A 19221-nucleotide genomic window follows, 5' to 3' on the forward strand; every position below is an offset into this window, starting at 1 on the left:
GCCCTCAGAGCCGTCCCCAGTGCTCCCGCATCGAGGTCAGCGCCTCGGTGATGGCCGGCCGCCGGGAGGCCTGGGAGCGCCAGAGCGCGAACACCCGGCGGCTCGGCTCCGGAGTCACCCGGCGTGCCGCGACCCCGGGCGGCAGCGGGCCCCGGCCCAGCCTCGGCACCAGGCCCATCCCCAGACCGGCCGCGACCAGCGCGATCTGGGTCTCGAACTCCCCGACCTGGTAGCGCACGTCCGGCTCCTCCCCGGCCTCGCGCAGGGTGCGGACCAGCCAGTCGTGGCAGATGTTGCCCGGCGGCACGCTGATCCAGCGCTGCCCGCACAGCCGCTCCACCGGCACCGGGTCCAGCGCGGCCAGCGGATCGTCGACGGGCAGCAGCAGGTCCACCGGGTCCGCGCCGAGGTCCACCCGGGAGACCCCCTCCTGCACCGGCAGCGGCACGGTCGGCCAGTCCTGCACCAGCGCCAGGTCCACCTCGCCCCGGGCCACCAACTCGGCCGCCGGGTACGGGTCGCGCTCCAGCAGCCGGACGTCCAGCTCAGGGCAGCGCCGCCGCAGATCGGCCAGCGCCCCGGGCATCAGCCCGCGGGCGCCGGACGGGAACGCGGCCACCAGCAGCCGCCCGACCGCCTGGCCTCGCTGCTCCTCCAGGCGCACCTCGGCCTGCTCCACCAGCCCCAGCACGGTCTGCGCGGCGACCCATGACCGCGACAACCCCCGCCGCCCCGAGCGGCCGCCGCAGCACGGGCACCACGAGCGGGAGCGGCATGAGCCCGCGCCACATCGCCCTGGCCGTCCTGGTGGCTGCCGTCTGGGGCCTCAACTTCGTCCTGATCCACGTCGGCCTGGACAGCTTCCCGCCGCTGCTCTTCTGCGCCCTGCGGTTCGCCGTCGTCGCGGTGCCGGCGGTCTTCTTCGTCGGCCCGCCCGGGGTGGCCTGGCGCTGGGTGCTGGCGGTCGGCGTGGTCCTCGGGGTGGTCAAGTTCGGGCTGCTCTTCCTCGGCATGCACGCCGGGATGCCGGCCGGGCTCTCCTCCCTGGTGCTCCAGGGACAGGCCGGCTTCACCGCCCTGTTCGCCACCGTACTGCTGCGCGAACGCCCCGGCGGGCAGCGGTCGGCGGGCCTGGCGATCGCCTTCGCGGGCATCGCGCTGAGCGCCTGGGACCAGGGCTCCGGCGGGCCGTTCGGGGCCTTCGCGCTGGTCGTCCTGGCCGCCGTCGCCTGGGGCCTGGCCAACGTGCTGACCCGCAGGGCCGCGCCGCCGGACGCGCTGCGCTGGATGGTCTGGGTCAGCGCCATCCCGCCGCTGCCGCTGCTGGGCCTGTCCCTGCTGGTCGAGGGGCCGGAGGCGGACCTGCGCGCGCTGCGCGAGATCACCCCGGCCGGCCTGGGGGTGATCGGCTACGTCGGACTGGTCTCCACCCTGCTCGGCTTCGTCGCCTGGAGCTTCCTGCTGCGCAGCTACGACGCGACCGCCGTCGCCCCTTACTCGCTGCTGGTGCCGGTGTTCGGGATGTCCTCGGCCTGGCTGCTGCTCGGCGAGCGGATCACCCCGGCGGCCGCCGCGGCCGCGCTGCTGGTGATCGCCGGGATCGGGGTCACCGCGCTGCGCCCGGCGACGGTCAGCGCCGCGGCGGCCCGGCTGCGAGGAAGCGGGCCTCGGCGGAGCGCAGCACCCGCAGCAGCACCTCCTCGTCGGCGGGGCTGACCTCGCCGAAGTACTCCTGCGCCACCTCGTCCCGGACCTGCCCGATCCGCTCCACCGCGGCGCGCCCGGCCTCGGTCAGCAGGATCCGCACCGCCCGCCGGTCGGCCGGGTCGGGGCTGCGCTCGACCAGGCCGGCCTCCTCCAGTGCGTCGACCACGGTGGTCGCCGAGCGCGGGGCGATGTGCAGCTTGTCGGCGAGGTCGCTCAGCCGCATCGCGTGGTCCGGGGTCTCGCAGCCGGGCGCGTGGGCGAGCGTGCGCAGTGCCCGGGCCTGGCCGGGGGTGATGCCGTACGGCTCCAGCCGCCAGCCGGTCTGCCGGCGGATCCGCTTGATCGCCCTGGTCATCACGTCGGCCAGTTCGGCGGCGGAGCCAGGGGTGCCGGGGGCGTCGGGGGTGCCGCCGGGGCCGGGGGAGGGTTCCGCCGGTTCGTCGGTCGGCGTGGTGGTCATCGGCTCTCCTCGGCTGGCGTCCGCCCCAGGGTAGCGGCCGGCGCCGGGCCCGCGGCCGACAGTGGAGGACGCTCGCGGAAATATGTTGAGCCTAGCTCAGTATCTGGGTTAGCGTGGGTTCAAGTGAGGGGACCCTAAGTTCCTCTCCCAGACCCTGGAGGGCCCATGCCCCGCTCCGAAGCTCGCGTCGCCACCGACCGCTCGGGCCGCTACGCCAAGCAGCTCGCCGCCCACATGGGGCGCAAGATCGAGGCCGTCTACTCCGAGGAGACCGGCCGCGGCACGCTGGTCTTCGGCGCCGGCACCGCCACCCTGGAGGCGCGGCCGGACGCCCTGCTGCTCGCCGTCGAGGGCGAACGCGAGAACCTCCCCGGCCTGGAGGACGTCGTCGGCCGCCACCTGGTCCGCTTCGGCGCCCGCGAGGAACTCGTCGTCGAGTGGCAGCGCGACAGCGGTGAGCCCGGCCTGGTTCACCGCAACGAGGACCCCGAGGCCTGACGCCTCCCGGCACCCGGCCGGGGCAGCCACCGGGCAAGCACCCACAGCACCAGGACGGCCAGGCACCAGCTCGCCACCACGTCCAGCAGCCAGTGGTAATCGCTCCACACCAGCCCCGCGCCCACCCCGAGCGACAACAGCACCGCACCCGCCGCCAGCCCCCGGGCGGCACGCCGCCCGGCCACCCGCGCCAGCAGCAGCGCCGCCACCCCGTACGAGACCGCCGCGGTCGCGGTGTGCCCGGACGGGTACCAGCCCCACTGGCCCGCCGCCAGCGGCTCCCCCAGCGGACCCGGCCGGGCGAAGGCCGCCTTCGCCGGGACCACCAGCAGCGGGATCAGCCCCGCCGTCGCCGCGGCCACTGGCAGCGGCAGCCACCAGCGCCCGGCCCGCGAACGGCGCCACCACCAGGCGGCCAGCGCACCGGCCAGCAGCAGCACCGGGACCGCCGGGACGCCGCTGCCCAGGTCCGACAGCAGGTGGCCGAGACGGTCGGCCAGCGCGCTCGGAGAGTCCCGGTGGGAGATGTGGACGGCCCGGCGGACCGCACGGTCCACGCCGAGCAGCGGCCCGTCCGCCACGACCTGCCAGGACACCGCCAGCAACAGCGCCACCGCCACCACCGGCACGGCCACCGAGCGGGCCGCCCGGCCCAGGACAGCGGACAGCCGCCCCGGAGCAGGGGGGAGAGCTCCGGGGCGGCTCTGATGATCGCCGTTCCGTGCGCCCCGGGGGGTGTGGGTCGGACGGTCGGTCGATCGGCCTTCGGGGTGCGCCGCCCCTCCCGGGGCGGCCCGGTCGCCCTCGCTCGGCAAGGGCTGAGGCTCGCGGTCCATCTGTGATGACACTACGTCAACAACCCTTCCACGCCGAGCGCCTTCAGCGATTCCGCACACCATCTTCACCCCGCTCCGGACAGCCTCCCGGGCACTCGCCACCCCTCCCCGGACCGCCCGTACGGCGCACGGAAAACCGAACGGCCCGTGCGGACCAGAGGTCCCCACGGGCCGTTCAGCGCTGTCCGGACAACCCTCCGGAAGGGGGTTCACGACCTGACGGACGACACCACTCAGACGGTGGCGAACGCACCGTCCAGGATGTCCAGGCCCTCGATCAGCAGGTGCTCCGGCATGACCAGCGGCGGCAGGAAGCGCAGCACGTTGCCGTAGGTACCGGCGGTCAGCACGACCAGGCCCTCGGCGTGGCAGGCCTTGGCGATCGCCGCGGTGGCCTCGGCGTTCGGCTCCTTGCCGCCCGGCTTCACCAGCTCGACGGCGATCATCGCGCCGCGGCCGCGGACCTCACCGATGATCTCGTACTTCTCCTGCATGGCCCGCAGACGGCCCAGCATGATCTCGCCGATCCGCTGCGCCTTGCCGTTGAGGTCCTGCTCCTTCATGGTCTCGATGGCGCCCAGCGCGGCGGCACAGGCCACCGGGTTGCCACCGTAGGTGCCGCCCAGGCCACCGGTCTGCGCGGCGTCCATGATCTCGGCGCGGCCGGTCAGCGCCGACAGCGGCAGACCGCCGGCGATGCCCTTGGCGGTGGTGATCAGGTCCGGGACGATGCCCTCGTCCTCACAGGCGAACCACTGGCCGGTGCGGCAGAAACCGGTCTGGATCTCGTCCGCGACAAACACGATGCCGTTCGCCTTCGCGAACTCCACGATCGCCGGCAGGAAACCCTTGGCCGGCTCGATGAAGCCGCCCTCGCCCTGGATCGGCTCGATGATGATCGCGGCGACATTCTCGGCGCCGATCTGCTTGTTGATGGTCTCGATCGCCTGGGCGGCGGCCTCGGTGGCGGCGTTCTCCGCACCGGTCAGCCAGCGGTACGGGTAGGCGACCGGCACCCGGTAGACCTCGGGAGCGAACGGACCGAAGCCCTGCTTGTACGGCATGTTCTTCGCCGTCAGCGCCAGGGTCAGGTTGGTCCGGCCGTGGTAGCCGTGGTCGAACACCACGATCGCCTGGCGCTTGGTGTAGGCACGGGCGATCTTCACCGCGTTCTCGACGGCCTCGGAACCCGAGTTGAACAGCGCGGTGCGCTTCTCGTGGTCACCCGGGGTCAGCTCGTTCAGCTGCTCGGCGACGGCAACGTAACCCTCGTACGGGGTCACCATGAAGCAGGTGTGGGTGAAGTTGCCCAGCTGCTCGGTCGTCCGGGCCACCACGGCCTCGGCGCTGTTGCCGACATTGGTCACGGCGATGCCGGAGCCGAAGTCGATCAGCGAGTTGCCATCCACGTCCTCCAGCACGCCGCCGTTGGCACGGGACACGTACACCGGCAGGGTGGTGCCGACACCGGCCGCCACCGCACCCAGCTTGCGGGCGTGCAGCTCCTGCGACTTCGGACCGGGGATCGCGGTGACCAGGCGGCGCTCCTGCGGGAGCGGCGTTGCGGCGCTCATGGGGTTTCTCCAGACTTCTCGGCTCGGTGCTTCGCAGGCTACGGCCGCCCTCCCCGCCCCGGCACGCGCCACTCGGTAGCAGTGCGCCGTCCGACTTGTCCGGCACGGCCAGCGCAAGCGGCGCAACTACGCGCAGGCCGCGCTCCACTACCCTGAGCGCGGGCGTGTCGCCGGTACGGCGGCATGGGTATGGCGGCACCGACGGCGGTCGGGCCGGGCGGGCGAGGGAGCGGGGCCGTACATGGCACAGCACGGGTCACACCACCACGGCGAGCGCACCACCACCAGACCCCCCACCCCCCTGCCCCACCCACGCCCCGGCACGGGCCCGGACGGCACCTTCGACCTCGCGGCCTGGGCCCGCGCCCCGCGCCCCGACGCCGATCCGGGCGTCTACCGGTTCGGCTACCGCCCCGTCGACCCGGAACGGGCGGAGGCCGCCAAGGTCGCGACCTGGCCGCTGCTGCTGCGGGCGGGGCTGAACGCGGTGGTGGGGTGGTTGGCTTTTGTCTACGGCGTTGAGTTCGCCAAGGATGGGGCAACGCTGGTAGGCGTTCTTCCGTCGCAGTCGGAATTCGTGGCGACGTCGGTGGTTCTCACGCTAAACGTCCTGGTGATGGGCATCGTCATCAAGATCTTCGGCCGCATGGGCCGCTGGCCCGAGGTGTGGCGCCGTTACGTCTCGCCGCTGCTGTCGCGGACCGTGACGCAGGAGCAGCCCGCCGAGGAGGAGGCTCCGGGGGCGGCCGAGACCGTGCGGGGGCGGGACCCCTGGGAGGGGCTGCGCCGGGGCGGTGCGGCGGAGGCGGCCGCGCGGCTGGACGGCGAGGCCGTGGGGGACGTCGACTACGTGCGGATCCAGCGCGCCTGGGAGTCCGCGCAGGCGGACCCGGTGTTCCTGCCCGCCTTCGCCGAGCAGGTCTTCGCCCGCGGTGCGGCGGCCTTCGCCCACCCTTCCGAGGCGCGCGAGCTGCCCGGCCGCGCCGAGCGGCACGATCTGCTGCTTGGGCAGGTCCGGCTCGGCACCGCGCAGGATGTTCCGAAGAACCCGTTGGGCCACCGGGCGGCCGGTTTCGCGCTGGACCCGGCGGTGCTGGGTACGTCGCTGCTCGCGGTGGGCCCGGCCGGGACGGGGAAGACGGCGCGGCTGGCCCGGCCGGTGGCCGAGGCGCTGTGCTTGCAGGCGCTGTCCGGCACCGCCTGCGCGGTGGTGGTCGGGGCGGAGGACGCCGATCTCGGCCCGGATTCCTGGTACGACGTGGTGATCGCGCCCGGTGACCCGTCCTCGCTGTACGGGCTGGACCTCTACGGTGCCGCGCGGAACCCCGACGAGGCGGCGGCCCGGCTGGCCGAGGCGCTGCTGCCGGACGAGCTGACCGCCCGAGCGGAGCACGCCCGTACCGCGTTGCAGCAGGTGGTGGGCCCGTTCCACGCGGCGTACGACCGCTATCCGGGGGTGCGGGAGCTGCGGGCGCTGCTGGCCGGCGACCCGGATGTGCTGGCGGCTCTGGTGAAGGCGCTCGGGGTGGCCGGCCGGCTGGCCCTCCACGAGCGGGACCTGGATCACCGGGAGCGGCAGCGCGACCGGGCGGACGACCCGGGGGCACTGCTGGCGGACCGGCTGGCGCTGCTGGACCGGCCCGCCTTCGAGGGGGCCTTCGCGACCGACGGCACCGGTCGGCCCCCGTTCGCGATGCGGGTGCTGGACCATCCGCTGCGGGTACGGGTGAAGCTGCCCGAGCGGAGTCATCCGGAGGCGGCGCGGATGCTCTCCCGGCTGGTGGCCGGGCAGTTCGTGCAGGCTGCCGGGGCCCGCGAGGACCGTTCGCTGTTCGCCGGATTGGTGGTGGACGACGCGTCCGCGGCCCTCGATGCGAACATCGTTCGGGGCCTTCAGCGGATGAGGGGCGCCAACGCGGGTGCGGTGCTGCTGCTGCGGACGCTGGTGGACCTGCCGGAGGCGCTGCGGGCGCCGCTCTTCGGCGCGGTCGGCTGCCGGATGGCGTTCCCGGGGATCGCGCCGTGGGACGGGAAGCTGTTTTCGGAGGCGTGGGGGACGCATCTGGTGCAGGAGACCGCGGTCACCCACACTCCCGACACTTCCGGTGGCGTCATAAGGCGGGCCGGGCGGATCGGGCGGAAGGCGTTGTCGGGGACGACGGCGCAGACGGAGTCGGTGACGACGCGGGATGTGGAGCGGCTGCGGTGGTCGCCGTCGGATCTGGCGCACGCGTTGCCGGCGGGGCATGCGGTGGTGTCGTTGACGGCGGTGTCGGGGGAGCAGGTGCCGCCGTTGTTGGTGGACCTCAGGGGGTGAGGCGGGGGCGGTGGGGGAAGTCGCCTTCGAGGTGGATTCGGCAGTGCGGGTTGTCCGGGGCGTCCATAATGAAGGGGAGAGACCCTCACCAGTCCCACGTCCCTCTCCTCGCCCGGCCGCGACGGCGCGGTCAGGTCGATCCCCCGAAGGTGCCATGCCCCCCACACTCGCCTCCGTCGTCCGCAACACGTCGCTCCATCTGACGGTCCTCGCCGGTGCGGATCACCTGGAGCGGCCGGTCCGCTGGGTGCACACCAGTGAGCTGGACGATCCGACGCCGTTCCTGGAGGGTGGCGAGCTGTTGCTCACCACCGGTATCAAGCTGGGCCGTACGGCGGCGCAGTTGCAGGCGTATGTGCACCGGCTGGCCGACGCGGGGGTGGTGGGGCTGGGGCTGGGGGTGGGGTTGTCGCACACCGAGGTGCCGCAGCCGCTGGTGGACGCGGCGGCGCAGCGCGGGTTGCCGTTGCTGCGGGTGCCGGAGCCGACGCCGTTCATCGCGATCAGCAAGGTGGTGTCGGCGGCGCTGGCCGCGGAGCAGTACGAGGCGGTGACGACGAGTTTCGAGGCGCAGGAGGAGCTGACCCGGGCGGCGCTCGGCAAGGACGGCACGACGGCGGTGGTGCGGCGGCTGGCGGCTCGGCTGGGGGGCTGGGCGGCGCTGTACGACGGGTCGGGCGCGCTGTCGGTGGTGGCGCCGGACTGGGCGGCGCGCCGGGCGGGGCGGCTGGCGGCGGAGGTGGACCGGCTGCGTCGGCGGCCGGCGCCGTCGAGTGCGGCGTTGCAGGGGCGGGCGCCGGGGATAGACACGGCGGATGAGGACTACGTGGTGGTCCAGTCGCTGGGGGCGGACCGGCGGGCGCGGGGTTTCCTGGCGGTCGGGACCGAGGACCGGATCACGCCGACCGAGCGGTATGTGCTGAACGCGGCGGTGGCGCTGTTGACCCTCACTCTGGAGCGCTCGCGCGAGCTGCGGCAGGCGGAGGAGCGGATGGGCGCGGCGTTGCTGCGGATGGTGCTGGCCGGTGAGGTGGCGACGGCCCGCCAGGTGGCGGTGGGGCTGTTCGGGGGGCTGCCGGAGGGGACGATACGGGTGTTGGTGGCCGGGGCGGGGCCGGCGAACGCGGATGCCGCGGAGGCGCTCGGGGAGCTGGGGGACCGGGCCGAGCAGGCGGGTGCCCGGGTGGGCGAGAAGCTGCTGGTGGCGCGGGAGGACGGTGCGCACGGGCCGCGGCTGATGGTGTTGGCGCTGGACAACGGCGCGGTGCACCGGGCGTGTCTGGGGGCGGTGGAGGAGCACGAGGGCCTGTCGCTGGGCGTGTCGGCGCCGGCCGCGCTGGAGGAGGCCGGGACGGCGAACGCGCAGGCCGAGCGGGCGTTGGCGGTGGCGCTGCGGGGCGGCCGCCGGTCGGTGGACCACGAGGAGGTCGGGGCGGGTTCGCTGCTGCCGCTGCTCGGCGAGGACGCGGTGACGGCGTTCGCGGAGGGGCTGCTGCGGCCGCTGCGCGAGCACGATCGGACGGCCCGCGGTGACCTGGTGGCCTCGCTGCGGGCGTGGCTGTCCCGGCACGGGCAGTGGGACGCGGCCGCGGCCGACCTGGGTGTGCACCGGCACACGTTGCGCTACCGGATGCGCCGGGTCGAGGAGTTGTTGGGCCGTTCGCTGGACGACACGGATGTGCGGATGGAGTTGTGGCTGGCGCTCCGCTCCGGCGAGGAGTGACCAGGCAAGTGGAGTGACCAGAGCGGTGGCAAGTGAAGTGACCAGAGCGGTGGCACGTGGAGTGAGCAAGAGGAGCCGGAAACAGCCGTAGGACGCGGTGGAGTGGCCCCGGGGGCGAACGCTCCTAGTCGGCCAATCCGGTCGGCGCGCCGCCCCGCCTACCCTCAAGTCCGGGCCCCACGTTCGGGGGCCGTAGGACAGACGAGGAGAGGCCGGTACCACGGTGACCACCACGTACGATTTCTGGCTCGCCGGCCGCCGGGCGAGCGGTGACGCCGACTTCGAGGTGCACAACAGCTGGGACGGCCGTCTGGTCGGCAAGGTGAGCATCCCGACCGAGGCCCAGGTCGAGGAGGCGCTGAACGCCGCCGTCGCCGCCCTGCCGGTGTTCGCCGCCACCCCGGCGCACCAGCGTGCCGCCGCCCTGGACCACGTGGCCAAGCGGCTGGTCGAGCGCACCGAGGAGCTCGGTCAGCTGGTCAGCGCCGAGAACGGCAAGCCGATCAAGTGGGCCCGCGGTGAGATCGGCCGCGCGGCTTCGGTCTTCCGCTGGGCCGCCGAGGAGGCGCGCCGCACCAACGGCGAGACCATGCGGCTGGACACCGACCCGGGCGGCGTGGGCCGTTTCGCGGTGGTGCGCCGCTTCCCGCGCGGCGTGGTGCTCGGGATCGCCCCGTTCAACTTCCCGCTGAACCTGGTCGCCCACAAGATCGCCCCGGCGATCGCGGTCGGCGCCCCGATCATCCTCAAGCCGGCCCCGTCGACCCCGCTGTCGGCCATGGTGCTGGGCGAGATCCTGGCCGAGACCGACCTGCCGGTCGGCTCCTGGTCGATCCTGACCGTGCCGAACGACCGGATGCCGGCTCTGGTGCAGGACGAGCGCCTGCCGGTGATCTCCTTCACCGGTTCGGACAAGGTCGGCTACCAGATCCTGGACTCGGTGCCGCGCAAGCACTGCACGCTGGAGCTCGGCGGCAACGCCGCGGCCGTGGTGCTCGCCGACTGGTCCTCGGAGGCCGACCTGGACTGGGCGGCCACCCGGATCGCGATGTTCGCCAACTACCAGGGCGGCCAGTCCTGCATCTCGGTGCAGCGGGTCATCGCCGACGCCTCGGTGTACGACGCGCTGGCGGAGAAGGTCGTCGCCAAGGTCAAGGCGCAGGTCACCGGTGACCCGAGTGACGACGCGACCGATGTCGGTCCGCTGATCGACGAGAACGCCGCGAAGCGCGTCGAGTCCTGGGTCGACGACGCGGTCGCCAAGGGCGCCAAGCTGCTCACCGGTGGTGTCCGCGAGGGCGCGACCTACGCCCCGACCGTGCTGGCCGACCTGCCCGAGGACGCCATCCTGGCCAAGTCCGAGGTGTTCGGTCCGGTGCTGTCGCTGCACAAGGTGGACGGCGTGGACGAGGCCTTCGCGGCCGTCAACGACTCGGCGTTCGGTCTTCAGGCGGGCGTGTTCACCCACGACCTCCAGACGGCCTTCCGTGCTCACCGGGAGCTTGAGGTCGGCGGTGTGATCATCGGCGACGCGCCGTCCTACCGTGCCGACCAGATGCCGTACGGCGGTGTCAAGGACTCCGGTGTCGGCCGTGAGGGCGTCAAGTGGGCGATGGACGACTACACCGTCGAGAAGATCATGGTCCTCACCGGCCTCGACCTCTGAGCGACGCGGTGGCGGAGCAGTGACGGGAGGGCCCGGTTCGTCCGTCGAACCGGGCCCTCCCGCCGTTCCCGCGAAGGGGTCTCCCCGAGGGGGTTGGGCGCGAGGGTTTCCGCGCAAGGGTGCTCAGCCGTCGTGCCCGGCGGCCGCGGCGACGGCCTCCTCGACGGTGGCGTTCCCGGCGACCAGTTCCAGGGTCAGCCCGGCGGTGCCGGGCTCGTGCAGCAGGGCGGCCAGGACGGCGGCCACGTCGGCCCGGTCCACCGAGCCGCGGTCGACCGACGGGGCCAGCCGGACGTGTCCGGTGCCGGGGCCGTCGGTGAGCCGTCCGGGGCGCAGCACCGTCCAGTCGAGCGAGGTCCGGGCCCGGAGGGCGTCGTCGGCGGCGCCCTTGGCCCGCAGGTAGGTCTCGAAGACCTCGTCGGCGGGGTGGTGCGCGGCGGCGTCGGCGGCCATCGCCGAGACCATCAGGTACCGGCGGACTCCGGCGAGTTCGGCGGCGTCGGCGAGCAGTACGGCGGCGTCCCGGTCGACGGTGTTCTTGCGGGCGGCGCCGCTGCCCGGTCCGGCGCCGGCGGCGAAGACCACCGCGTCGGCCCCGGTCAGCAGGTCGGCGAGCTGCCGGGCGGTGGCGGCCTCCAGGTCGAGCAGCAGCGGCTCGGCGCCGGCGTCGACCAGGTCCTGGGCTTGTTCGGGGCGGCGGATGATTCCGGCGGGGCGCTCGCCGCGGGCGGCGAGCAGCCGTTCCAGCCGCAGCGCGATCTGTCCGTGGCCCCCGGCGATGACGGTACGCATGGTTCCGACGGTAGTCCGAAGGGCAGGAGGCCGTCCTGGGGAGTGCCGCGAACAGGCCACAATGGGCGCATGACTTCGCTCGCTCACCCGCAGCTGCGCTTCACGCCCACCGTGGCGGACCCCTCCGGCCCCCGAGAGCTGGTGATCCTCGGCTCCACCGGTTCGATCGGCACCCAGGCCATCGACGTGGTGCTCCGCAACCCGGACCGCTTCCGGGTGGTCGCCCTGTCGGCGGCGGGCGGCCGGGTGGAGCTGCTGGCCGAGCAGGCGGTGCGGTTGGGTGTGCACACCGTGGCGGTGGCCGATCCGGCGGCCGAGCCGGCGCTGCGCGAGGCGCTGGCCGCGAAGGCGGCGGGTGGTCCGCTGCCGACCGTGCTGGCGGGTCCGGACGCGGCGACCGAGCTGGCCGCCATGGAGTGCCACTCGGTGCTGAACGGCATCACCGGTTCGATCGGTCTGCGCCCGACGCTGGCCGCGCTGAAGGCCGGCCGGGTGCTGGTGCTGGCGAACAAGGAGTCGCTGATCGTCGGCGGTCCGCTGGTGAAGGCAGTGGCGAAGCCGGGCCAGATCGTGCCGGTGGACTCCGAGCACGCCGCGCTGTTCCAGGCGCTGGCCGGCGGTACCCGGGGGGAGGTGCGCAAGCTGGTGGTCACCGCCAGCGGCGGCCCGTTCCGCAACCGCACCCGTGAGCAGCTGGCCGGGGTGACCCCGCAGGACGCGCTGGCGCACCCGACCTGGGCGATGGGCCCGGTCGTGACGATCAACTCGGCGACCTTGGTGAACAAGGGCCTGGAGGTGATCGAGGCGCACCTGCTGTACGACGTGCCGTTCGACCGGATCGAGGTCGTGGTCCATCCGCAGTCGGTGGTGCACTCGATGGTGGAGTTCACCGACGGTTCGACCCTGGCCCAGGCCAGCCCGCCGGACATGCGGATGCCGATCGCGCTGGGCATGGGCTGGCCGGACCGGGTGCCGGACGCGGCCCCCGGCTGTGACTGGACCAAGGCCGCCACCTGGGAGTTCTTCCCGCTGGACGACGAGGCCTTCCCGGCGGTCGAGCTGGCCCGCGAGGTGGGCACCCTGGGCGGCACCAATCCGGCGGTCTTCAACGCGGCCAACGAGGAGTGCGTGGAGGCGTTCCTGAAGGGCCGCCTCGCCTTCACCGGAATCGTGGACACTGTTGCCAAGGTCGTGGCCGAGCACGGTCAGCGGGACGGCGGTTCGGCGGCGGGAACTTCCCTGACGGTCGAGGACGTCCTGCACGCGGAGGACTGGGCGCGCGCCCGGGCCCGTGAGCTGGCGGCCGGCTGACGTCGGATCGACGGGTCGGCCGACGACCCGGATAGCGGTAGGACAAGACGATGAGCGGAGTGGCATGACGGAGGACCAGCGGTGGCAACGGTTTTGACGGTGGTCGGCATCCTGGTCTTCGTCATCGGGCTGCTCGTCTCGATCGCCTGGCACGAACTCGGCCACCTCTCCACGGCCAAGCTGTTCGGCATCCGGGTGCCGCAGTACATGGTCGGCTTCGGCCCGACCATCTGGTCGCGCCGCAAGGGTGAGACCGAGTACGGCATCAAGGCGATCCCGTTCGGCGGGTACATCCGGATGATCGGGATGTTCCCGCCGGGCGACGACGGCCGGATCACCAAGCGCAGCAGTTCGCCCTGGCGAACCATGGTCGAGGACGCCCGCGAGGCCTCCTACGAGGAGCTCCAGGAGGGTGACGAGCACCGGCTCTTCTACACCCGCAAGCCCTGGCAGCGCGTCATCGTGATGTTCGCCGGGCCGTTCATGAACCTCATCCTGGCGTTCGGGCTCTTCCTGACCGTGATGATGGGCTTCGGCGTCGGCATGAACGTTCCGACGGTCAGCAGCGTCGAGAAGTGCATGGTCAAGGCGGGCGAGGCCAGGGACACCTGCCCGGAGGGCGCCCCGCTGACCCCGGCCGCCCAGGCCGGACTGCGGGCGGGCGACACGATCCTCTCCTTCGACGGCGACCGGATCCGCACCTACGAGCAGCTCCAGGCGGACATCCGCAAGTCGGCTGGCAGGACCGTCCCGGTCGTGGTCGAGCGGGACGGGCAGCAGCTCACCCTCAACCCGACCATCGGGGTCAACGACGTCCAGAAGTACGACGGCAACAACATCCCGATCAAGGGCCAGACCGTCAAGGCCGGATTCCTCGGATTCGTCCCCGCGAGTGGTGTGGTCCAGCTGAGCTTCGGGCAGTCGGTCGACCGGATGTACGACCAGGCCGAGACCGGGGTCAAGGCGCTGGTCGCCCTGCCCGGGAAGATCCCCGGCCTGTGGAACGCGATCGTCGGCGACGCCCCGCGCGATCCGGACTCGCCGATCGGCATGGTCGGCGCCGCCCGGGTCAGCGGCGAGGTCTTCTCGATGCACATCCCCGCCAGCCAGCGGGTCGCGACCGCCGTGAACGTGCTGGCCGGCATCAACCTGTCGCTCTTCCTGTTCAACATGCTGCCGCTGCTCCCGCTGGACGGCGGGCACGTCGCCGGGGCGGTCTGGGAAGCGGTCCGGCGCCGCTTCGCCCAGCTGTTCCGGCGGCCCGACCCGGGCCCCTTCGACGTCGCCCGGCTGATGCCGGTGGCATACGTAGTGGCCAGCATCTTCATCGGTTTCACGCTGCTGGTGCTGGTCGCCGACGTGGTGAATCCGGTGAAGATCAGCTAGCGCGCGGGTACCGGCGGCTCGGTGCCGTGCCGTACCGTTGGGGCCGGGCGCGCGATCATCTGCGCACCCGGCCCCGGCCGTGTCACGGCCGGACGGCCGACCAGACCTCAACCCCGGGGAACCCTGCGCACATGACCGCGATCTCGCTCGGTATTCCGTCCCTGCCGCTCAAGCCGTTGGCCAAGCGCCGCCACTCCCGGCAGATCATGGTCGGCAACGTGCCGGTCGGTGGCGACGCCCCGGTCTCGGTGCAGTCGATGACCACCACGGTGACCTCGGACATCAACGCCACGCTGCAGCAGATCGCCCAGCTGACCGCGTCCGGCTGCCAGATCGTCCGCGTCGCCGTGCCGTCGCAGGACGACGCGGACGCGCTGCCGATCATCGCCAAGAAGTCGCAGATCCCGGTGATCGCGGACATCCACTTCCAGCCGAAGTACGTCTTCGCGGCGATCGACGCCGGCTGCGCCGCGGTGCGCGTGAACCCGGGCAACATCAAGGCCTTCGACGACAAGGTCGGCGAGATCGCCAAGGCCGCCAAGGACGCGGGCGTGCCGATCCGGATCGGCGTCAACGCCGGCTCGCTGGACAAGCGCCTGATGGAGAAGTACGGCCGGGCCACCCCGGAGGCGCTGGTCGAGTCGGCGCTCTGGGAGTGCTCGCTGTTCGAGGAGCACGACTTCCGCGACATCAAGATCTCGGTCAAGCACAACGACCCGGTCGTGATGATCAACGCCTACCGCCAGCTCGCCGCCGCGTGCGACTACCCGCTGCACCTCGGCGTCACCGAGGCCGGTCCGGCCTTCCAGGGCACCATCAAGTCGGCGGTCGCCTTCGGCGCGCTGCTGGCCGAGGGTATCGGCGACACCATCCGGGTCTCGCTCTCCGCCCCGCCGGCCGAGGAGATCAAGGTCGGCACCCAGATCCTGGAGTCGCTCGGACTGCGCGAGCGCGGCCTGGAGATCGTCTCCTGCCCGTCCTGCGGCCGTGCCCAGGTGGACGTCTACAAGCTCGCGGAGGAGGTCACCGCCGGGCTGGAGGGCATGGAGGTGCCGCTGCGGGTGGCCGTCATGGGCTGCGTCGTCAACGGCCCGGGGGAGGCCCGCGAGGCCGACCTCGGGGTCGCCTCCGGCAACGGCAAGGGCCAGATCTTCGTCAAGGGCGAGGTCATCAAGACCGTGCCGGAGTCGAAGATCGTCGAGACCCTGATCGAGGAGGCGCTCAAGCTCGCCGAGCAGATGCAGGCGGACGGTGTCGAGGCGGGGGCGCCGACCGTCGTCGCGGGGGAGTGACCGCCGCATAGTTTTTCCGCCGTGCGGGAGGGCCCGCGCGGCGTTGCCGGAAGCGGGGCCGTCCGTTCGCGGACGGCCCCGCGCCGTAGCCGGGTGGGGCCACGGAGTAGGGTGCGGCCAGAGTCGTCTCAGTGAGGTGCTGTCTCGATGCTCGATCGAGGTGTGATGCTCCCGGGCTCCTTCCAGGCCGCCCGGGCCCTGGCCACCACCCGGGTGCTGGAGCCGTCGGACCTGGTGGACGCCCTGGAGATCCTCCACCGCGACCCGGTCGCCAACGCCTTCGTCGCCACCCGGGTCGAGGCCGTCGGGTTGGACCCGTGGCGGCTCGGCGGGGAGATGTGGGGCTGGTACGACGGGGACGGCGTGCTGGACGCGCTCTGCTACGCCGGCGCGAACCTGGTCCTGGTCAACGCCGGGTCGGAGGCGGTCGCGGCCTTCGCGGAGCGGGCCCGCCGGCAGGGGCGGCGCTGTTCCTCGATCGTCGGGCCCGCGGCGGCCACGGCGGCCTTCTGGGCGCTGCTGGAACGCAGTTGGGGACCGCCCAGGGAAGTCCGCGCGCACCAGCCGCTGTTGGCGACCTCGGTGCCCTCGGCGGAGATCGCGCCGGACCCGCTGGTGCGCCGGGTGCGCCGCAACGAGGTCGAGACCCTGATGCCGGCCTGCGTGGCGATGTTCACCGAGGAGGTGGGGGTGTCTCCGCTGGCCGGTGACGGCGGGCTGCTCTACCAGGCCCGGGTGGCCGAACTCGTGTCCGCCGGGCGGTCGTTCGCGCGGTTCGGGGAGGACGGCGAGGTCGTCTTCAAGGCCGAGGTCGGCGCGGTGACGGAGGGGGCCTGCCAGATCCAGGGGGTCTGGGTCGCACCGGAGCACCGGGGCCAGGGCATCTCCGAGACGGGCATGGCGGCCGTCCTGGACGTCGCGTTGCGCGAGGTGGCGCCGGTGGTGTCGCTGTACGTCAACGACTTCAACCTGCGGGCCCGGGCCGCGTACCGGCGGGTGGGGTTCCGCGAGGTCGGGGCGTTCATGAGCGTGCTGTTCTGATCGCAGTGGTTGGGATCTTCGGCCGCGCCGTGCGGCCGCTGGTAGTAACGTCCGGAGCATGGATCAGCTGACCGGGGTGACGATCGGGGCCATCGACCTTGCCGCCTGGGCGCCGCAGGCGCTGGAGGTCCAGGCGGTGGCGTTCGGGCTGACGCCCGAGGAGGTCGCGGTACGGCTGCACATCGTCGGGCGGCACGCCCGGCAGCCGGGGGTGATCGCGCTCGGCGCGATGAGCGGCGGGCGGCTGGTCGGGTTCGGGTACGGGATGCCCAACCACCGGGAGCACTGGTGGAGCACCGTGATCGAGCCGCATCTGACCGCCCGGGGGTACGGGGACTGGCTGGACGGCGTCTTCGCCGTCACCGAGCTGCACGTACTGCCGGAGTTCCAGGGCCAGGGGGTCGGCTCGCGGATCATCCGCACGCTCTGCGAGCGGTCCGGGCTGGACCGGAGCATCCTCTCGGCGATCGACGCGGAGACGCCGGCCCGGCGGCTGTACCGGGCGCTGGGCTACCAGGACCTGGCGCGGGCGGTGCGGTTCCCGGCGACGGACCGGCTGTACGCGGTGATGGGCGCGCGGCTGCCGCTGCGGCGCACCGTCGGCACCGGCGGGGCAGTGGCTCGGGGCTGAGCGGGAACACCTACAGGGAGCCGGCGAATTCCAGGTGCAGCTCGGCGTCCTCGCGGCGGTCCGCGGCGAGGGCGCGCAGGGCGAGGTCGACGGCGCGGAAGAGGGTCCAGCCGCGCAGCCGGTCCTGGTCGACGTCGAGGGCCTCGGAGAGCTTGCCCAGCCGGCGCCGGACGGCCGCGGGGGCGCCGGGGGAACCGATCAGGGTGTCGGCGCGGTCCAGCGCGAGGCGGGCCAGGTCGTAGGCGCGCTCGCCGGCCACCGGGCGCGGGTCGATGGCCAGCCAGGGGGCGCGGTCGGCGGCCAGGACGTTGCCGTGGTGGAAGTCCCCGTGCAGCAGGAAGGACTCCGTGGCGGAGTCGGCGAGGCCGCGGGCGGTCTCCAGGGCCTCGGCGATCAGCGGCCGGACCTCGGCGGCGGCGGGGTGGGGGCCTTCCGCGAGCCGGGCGGCGGTGGCGGTGGCCGCCTCGATCCGCTCCCGGACGGCGGGGAAGGGATGCCCCTCGGGGAGGTCCACCCAGAGCCGGTGCAGCAGGCTGGTGGCCTCCAGCATGGCCTTGGGTTCGGCGAGGGAGCGCAGCGGGATCTCGCCGTGGAGGCGTTCGAGCAGCAGCACGCCCTCGGCGGGGTCGGAGTCGAGCAGCAGGACGGCGCCCCGGCCGGCCCAGTGGGCGAGGGCGGTGGGCTCGTGGACGGTCTCGGGGGTGGACAGGCCGACCTTGAGGACGGCGGGGGAGAGGTCGTCGCGGTGGACGTACGCGACGAGGCTGAGGCTGCCGCCGGGGTCGAGGATCCGTTCCGGGGTGAGGTCCCAGCGGGCGAGGTGGGCGGCGGCCCTGGCGGGGAGGGCGGCCAGCCACTCGCGGCCGGCCTCGCCGTGAGTGGCGGTGACGGTGCCCGTCAGCCAGCTGGGGACGGTGATGGTGGGTTCGGCTCCCGACATGGGTCCATTGTCAGGGTTTGGGCGCGGGGTGCGAGCCTCAGCCGGGCAGTCCCGGGAATGCCGTGGCGGGGGCGCCCCAGCGCAGGGCGCGCACGGCGCTCTCGCGCAGGGCGGTGGCGGCCTGCGGGCGGTAGGGGGCCGGGGCGGTGGCGACCAGGTCGGCGTAGACGGTGGTCAGCCGGGTCTCCAGGTGGACGGCCAGCCGGCCGGCGTCCGCCGGGGAGGTGACGGGGAAGGGCAGCCGGTAGCCGCCGGCGGCGGGGGTGGGAGTGGCGGTGGCGGCGGCGAGGAGGCGCTGCCAGGCGTCGCGCCGCGCCTGGTGGGCGGCGTGGTCGGCGCGGGCGTCGGCGCGTTGCCGCTCGTCGGCGAGGCGGGCGCCGACCACCCCGTAGCCGTAGACGGCGGCGTGCTCGGCGCCGAGCACGCCCTGGAGGGCCGGGACGGCGGCGGCGGTGGCCGCCGGAGTGGTGGGGTCGCGGTCGTCGGGGGTGGTGACCGGGGTCGGGTCGCCGAGGGCCGCGGCGTGCAGGGCCCTGGCGGCGGCGATCGAGGCGAGCAGCCGGGCGAGGTCCGGGCCGACCTCCGCCAGGTCGGCCAGGTGCGACTCGGCGGCCCGGCGCTCCAGGGCGGCCAGGCCGGCGGTGGTGGGGACGGCCTCGGTCGGGGTGCCGGTGGGGGAGGGACCGGCCGTCGGCAGGCCCTGGAGCAGGGCGGCGCGGTGCCGGGCGGTCTCGTCGCGCAGCGGCCGGAGCAGCGCGCCCTGGGCGTCCGGGGCGGCGAGCAGACGCTCGTAGCCGCCGAGGAGGCGGTCGGTGGCGGCGATCGCCCGGAGGCGGGCGGGGGTGTCCGGGTCCGGGGCCGGGGCGGGGACGTGGCCGGGGGAGCCGCCGGTGCAGGCGGTGAGGGTGGTGAGCAGTCCGAGGGCCAGGAGGGTCCGTCGGCTGGGCGGCTGCATCGGGGTCACTCCGTGGCGGGTACGGGAGGACGGCCTCCCCGCCTGCCCTCATAGGCGTGAATGATGACAGAATCCCCACCTCCCCGGGCCCG

17 protein-coding genes are annotated in these 19221 nt (G+C 73.6%); 10 read left to right on the top strand and 7 right to left on the bottom strand.

What is annotated here, in order from left to right:
- Positions 1-4: 4 nt before the first annotated feature.
- Entirely contained in the window at positions 5-721 is a 717-nt protein-coding gene (locus QWJ13_RS32810) for a LysR substrate-binding domain-containing protein (protein WP_316529173.1), read from the bottom strand.
- A 53-nt stretch (positions 722-774) separates the two neighbouring features.
- Between QWJ13_RS32810 and QWJ13_RS32815 the strand changes: the two genes are divergently transcribed.
- Entirely contained in the window at positions 775-1716 is a 942-nt protein-coding gene (locus tag QWJ13_RS32815; RefSeq protein ID WP_316529174.1) for an EamA family transporter, read from the top strand.
- Here QWJ13_RS32815 and QWJ13_RS32820 read toward each other — a convergent pair.
- Entirely contained in the window at positions 1631-2167 is a 537-nt protein-coding gene (locus tag QWJ13_RS32820; protein WP_316529176.1) for a MarR family winged helix-turn-helix transcriptional regulator, read from the bottom strand. The genes QWJ13_RS32815 and QWJ13_RS32820 overlap by 86 nt on opposite strands.
- A gap of 165 nt (positions 2168-2332) precedes the next feature.
- On the opposite strand from QWJ13_RS32820, the gene QWJ13_RS32825 reads away from it, so the two are divergent.
- Entirely contained in the window at positions 2333-2665 is a 333-nt protein-coding gene (locus tag QWJ13_RS32825; RefSeq protein ID WP_316529177.1) for a DUF2218 domain-containing protein, read from the top strand.
- On the opposite strand, the gene QWJ13_RS32830 is transcribed toward QWJ13_RS32825, so the two are convergent.
- Together QWJ13_RS32830 and gabT are read right to left on the bottom strand one after the other, a co-directional pair.
- Complete coding sequence (locus tag QWJ13_RS32830; protein WP_316529179.1) at positions 2638-3300, bottom strand: phosphatase PAP2 family protein; 663 nt, start codon at positions 3298-3300, stop codon at positions 2638-2640. The two genes, QWJ13_RS32825 and QWJ13_RS32830, sit on opposite strands and share 28 nt — an antisense overlap.
- Positions 3301-3734: 434 nt before the next feature.
- Entirely contained in the window at positions 3735-5075 is a 1341-nt protein-coding gene (gabT, locus tag QWJ13_RS32835) for a 4-aminobutyrate--2-oxoglutarate transaminase (RefSeq protein WP_316529180.1), read from the bottom strand.
- 241 nt (positions 5076-5316) lie between these two features.
- Between gabT and QWJ13_RS32840 the strand changes: the two genes are divergently transcribed.
- The 3 genes from QWJ13_RS32840 (at position 5317) to QWJ13_RS32850 (ending at position 10781) form a co-directional block, all read left to right on the top strand.
- Complete coding sequence (locus QWJ13_RS32840) at positions 5317-7392, top strand: type IV secretory system conjugative DNA transfer family protein (RefSeq protein WP_316529182.1); 2076 nt, start codon at positions 5317-5319, stop codon at positions 7390-7392.
- Positions 7393-7546: 154 nt separating this feature from the next.
- Positions 7547-9115: a PucR family transcriptional regulator gene (locus tag QWJ13_RS32845; RefSeq protein WP_049651301.1), complete on the top strand. Its 1569-nt coding sequence runs from the start codon at positions 7547-7549 to the stop codon at positions 9113-9115.
- Positions 9116-9338: 223 nt separating this feature from the next.
- Positions 9339-10781: an aldehyde dehydrogenase family protein gene (locus tag QWJ13_RS32850; RefSeq protein WP_316529185.1), complete on the top strand. Its 1443-nt coding sequence runs from the start codon at positions 9339-9341 to the stop codon at positions 10779-10781.
- 123 nt (positions 10782-10904) lie between these two features.
- Here QWJ13_RS32850 and QWJ13_RS32855 read toward each other — a convergent pair whose 3' ends face one another.
- Positions 10905-11573 (bottom strand): SDR family oxidoreductase, encoded by a 669-nt coding sequence (locus tag QWJ13_RS32855; RefSeq protein WP_316529186.1) that lies wholly within the window; start codon positions 11571-11573, stop codon positions 10905-10907.
- A gap of 69 nt (positions 11574-11642) precedes the next feature.
- Here QWJ13_RS32855 and dxr point away from each other — a divergent pair, with 69 nt between their 5' ends.
- From dxr to QWJ13_RS32880, 5 genes are all read left to right on the top strand, one after another.
- Entirely contained in the window at positions 11643-12884 is a 1242-nt protein-coding gene (gene dxr, locus QWJ13_RS32860; RefSeq protein ID WP_316529188.1) for a 1-deoxy-D-xylulose-5-phosphate reductoisomerase, read from the top strand.
- 81 nt (positions 12885-12965) lie between these two features.
- Positions 12966-14270 (top strand): M50 family metallopeptidase, encoded by a 1305-nt coding sequence (locus QWJ13_RS32865; RefSeq protein WP_316529190.1) that lies wholly within the window; start codon positions 12966-12968, stop codon positions 14268-14270.
- Positions 14271-14401: 131 nt separating this feature from the next.
- Positions 14402-15562, top strand: a complete 1161-nt coding sequence (gene ispG, locus QWJ13_RS32870; protein WP_316529191.1) for a flavodoxin-dependent (E)-4-hydroxy-3-methylbut-2-enyl-diphosphate synthase — start codon at positions 14402-14404, stop codon at positions 15560-15562.
- A 165-nt stretch (positions 15563-15727) separates the two neighbouring features.
- Complete coding sequence (locus tag QWJ13_RS32875) at positions 15728-16603, top strand: GNAT family N-acetyltransferase (RefSeq protein WP_316529274.1); 876 nt, start codon at positions 15728-15730, stop codon at positions 16601-16603.
- A gap of 58 nt (positions 16604-16661) precedes the next feature.
- On the top strand, positions 16662-17234 hold the full coding sequence (locus QWJ13_RS32880; RefSeq protein ID WP_316529194.1) for a GNAT family N-acetyltransferase: 573 nt from the start codon (positions 16662-16664) through the stop codon (positions 17232-17234).
- A 10-nt stretch (positions 17235-17244) separates the two neighbouring features.
- On the opposite strand, the gene QWJ13_RS32885 is transcribed toward QWJ13_RS32880, so the two are convergent.
- The gene (locus tag QWJ13_RS32885) at positions 17245-18174 is read right to left on the bottom strand and encodes an aminoglycoside phosphotransferase family protein (RefSeq protein ID WP_316529196.1); all 930 of its coding nucleotides are present in this window, start codon (positions 18172-18174) and stop codon (positions 17245-17247) included.
- A gap of 37 nt (positions 18175-18211) precedes the next feature.
- The gene (locus tag QWJ13_RS32890) at positions 18212-19129 is read right to left on the bottom strand and encodes a ferritin-like domain-containing protein (protein ID WP_316529197.1); all 918 of its coding nucleotides are present in this window, start codon (positions 19127-19129) and stop codon (positions 18212-18214) included.
- Positions 19130-19221 lie beyond the last annotated feature (92 nt).

Source organism: Kitasatospora brasiliensis (genome assembly GCF_032654805.1).
GTDB classification, from domain to species: domain Bacteria; phylum Actinomycetota; class Actinomycetes; order Streptomycetales; family Streptomycetaceae; genus Kitasatospora; species Kitasatospora brasiliensis.

Coding starts and splice junctions, on each gene's coding strand:
- QWJ13_RS32815 (WP_316529174.1), top strand. CDS start 775: ATGAGCCCGCGCCACATCGCCCTGGCCGTCCTGGTGGCTGCCGTCTGG.
- QWJ13_RS32820 (WP_316529176.1), bottom strand. CDS start 2,167: ATGACCACCACGCCGACCGACGAACCGGCGGAACCCTCCCCCGGCCCC.
- QWJ13_RS32825 (WP_316529177.1), top strand. CDS start 2,333: ATGCCCCGCTCCGAAGCTCGCGTCGCCACCGACCGCTCGGGCCGCTAC.
- gabT (WP_316529180.1), bottom strand. CDS start 5,075: ATGAGCGCCGCAACGCCGCTCCCGCAGGAGCGCCGCCTGGTCACCGCG.
- QWJ13_RS32840 (WP_316529182.1), top strand. CDS start 5,317: ATGGCACAGCACGGGTCACACCACCACGGCGAGCGCACCACCACCAGA.
- QWJ13_RS32845 (WP_049651301.1), top strand. CDS start 7,547: ATGCCCCCCACACTCGCCTCCGTCGTCCGCAACACGTCGCTCCATCTG.
- QWJ13_RS32855 (WP_316529186.1), bottom strand. CDS start 11,573: ATGCGTACCGTCATCGCCGGGGGCCACGGACAGATCGCGCTGCGGCTG.
- dxr (WP_316529188.1), top strand. CDS start 11,643: ATGACTTCGCTCGCTCACCCGCAGCTGCGCTTCACGCCCACCGTGGCG.
- ispG (WP_316529191.1), top strand. CDS start 14,402: ATGACCGCGATCTCGCTCGGTATTCCGTCCCTGCCGCTCAAGCCGTTG.
- QWJ13_RS32875 (WP_316529274.1), top strand. CDS start 15,728: ATGCTCCCGGGCTCCTTCCAGGCCGCCCGGGCCCTGGCCACCACCCGG.
- QWJ13_RS32880 (WP_316529194.1), top strand. CDS start 16,662: ATGGATCAGCTGACCGGGGTGACGATCGGGGCCATCGACCTTGCCGCC.
- QWJ13_RS32885 (WP_316529196.1), bottom strand. CDS start 18,174: ATGTCGGGAGCCGAACCCACCATCACCGTCCCCAGCTGGCTGACGGGC.
- QWJ13_RS32890 (WP_316529197.1), bottom strand. CDS start 19,129: ATGCAGCCGCCCAGCCGACGGACCCTCCTGGCCCTCGGACTGCTCACC.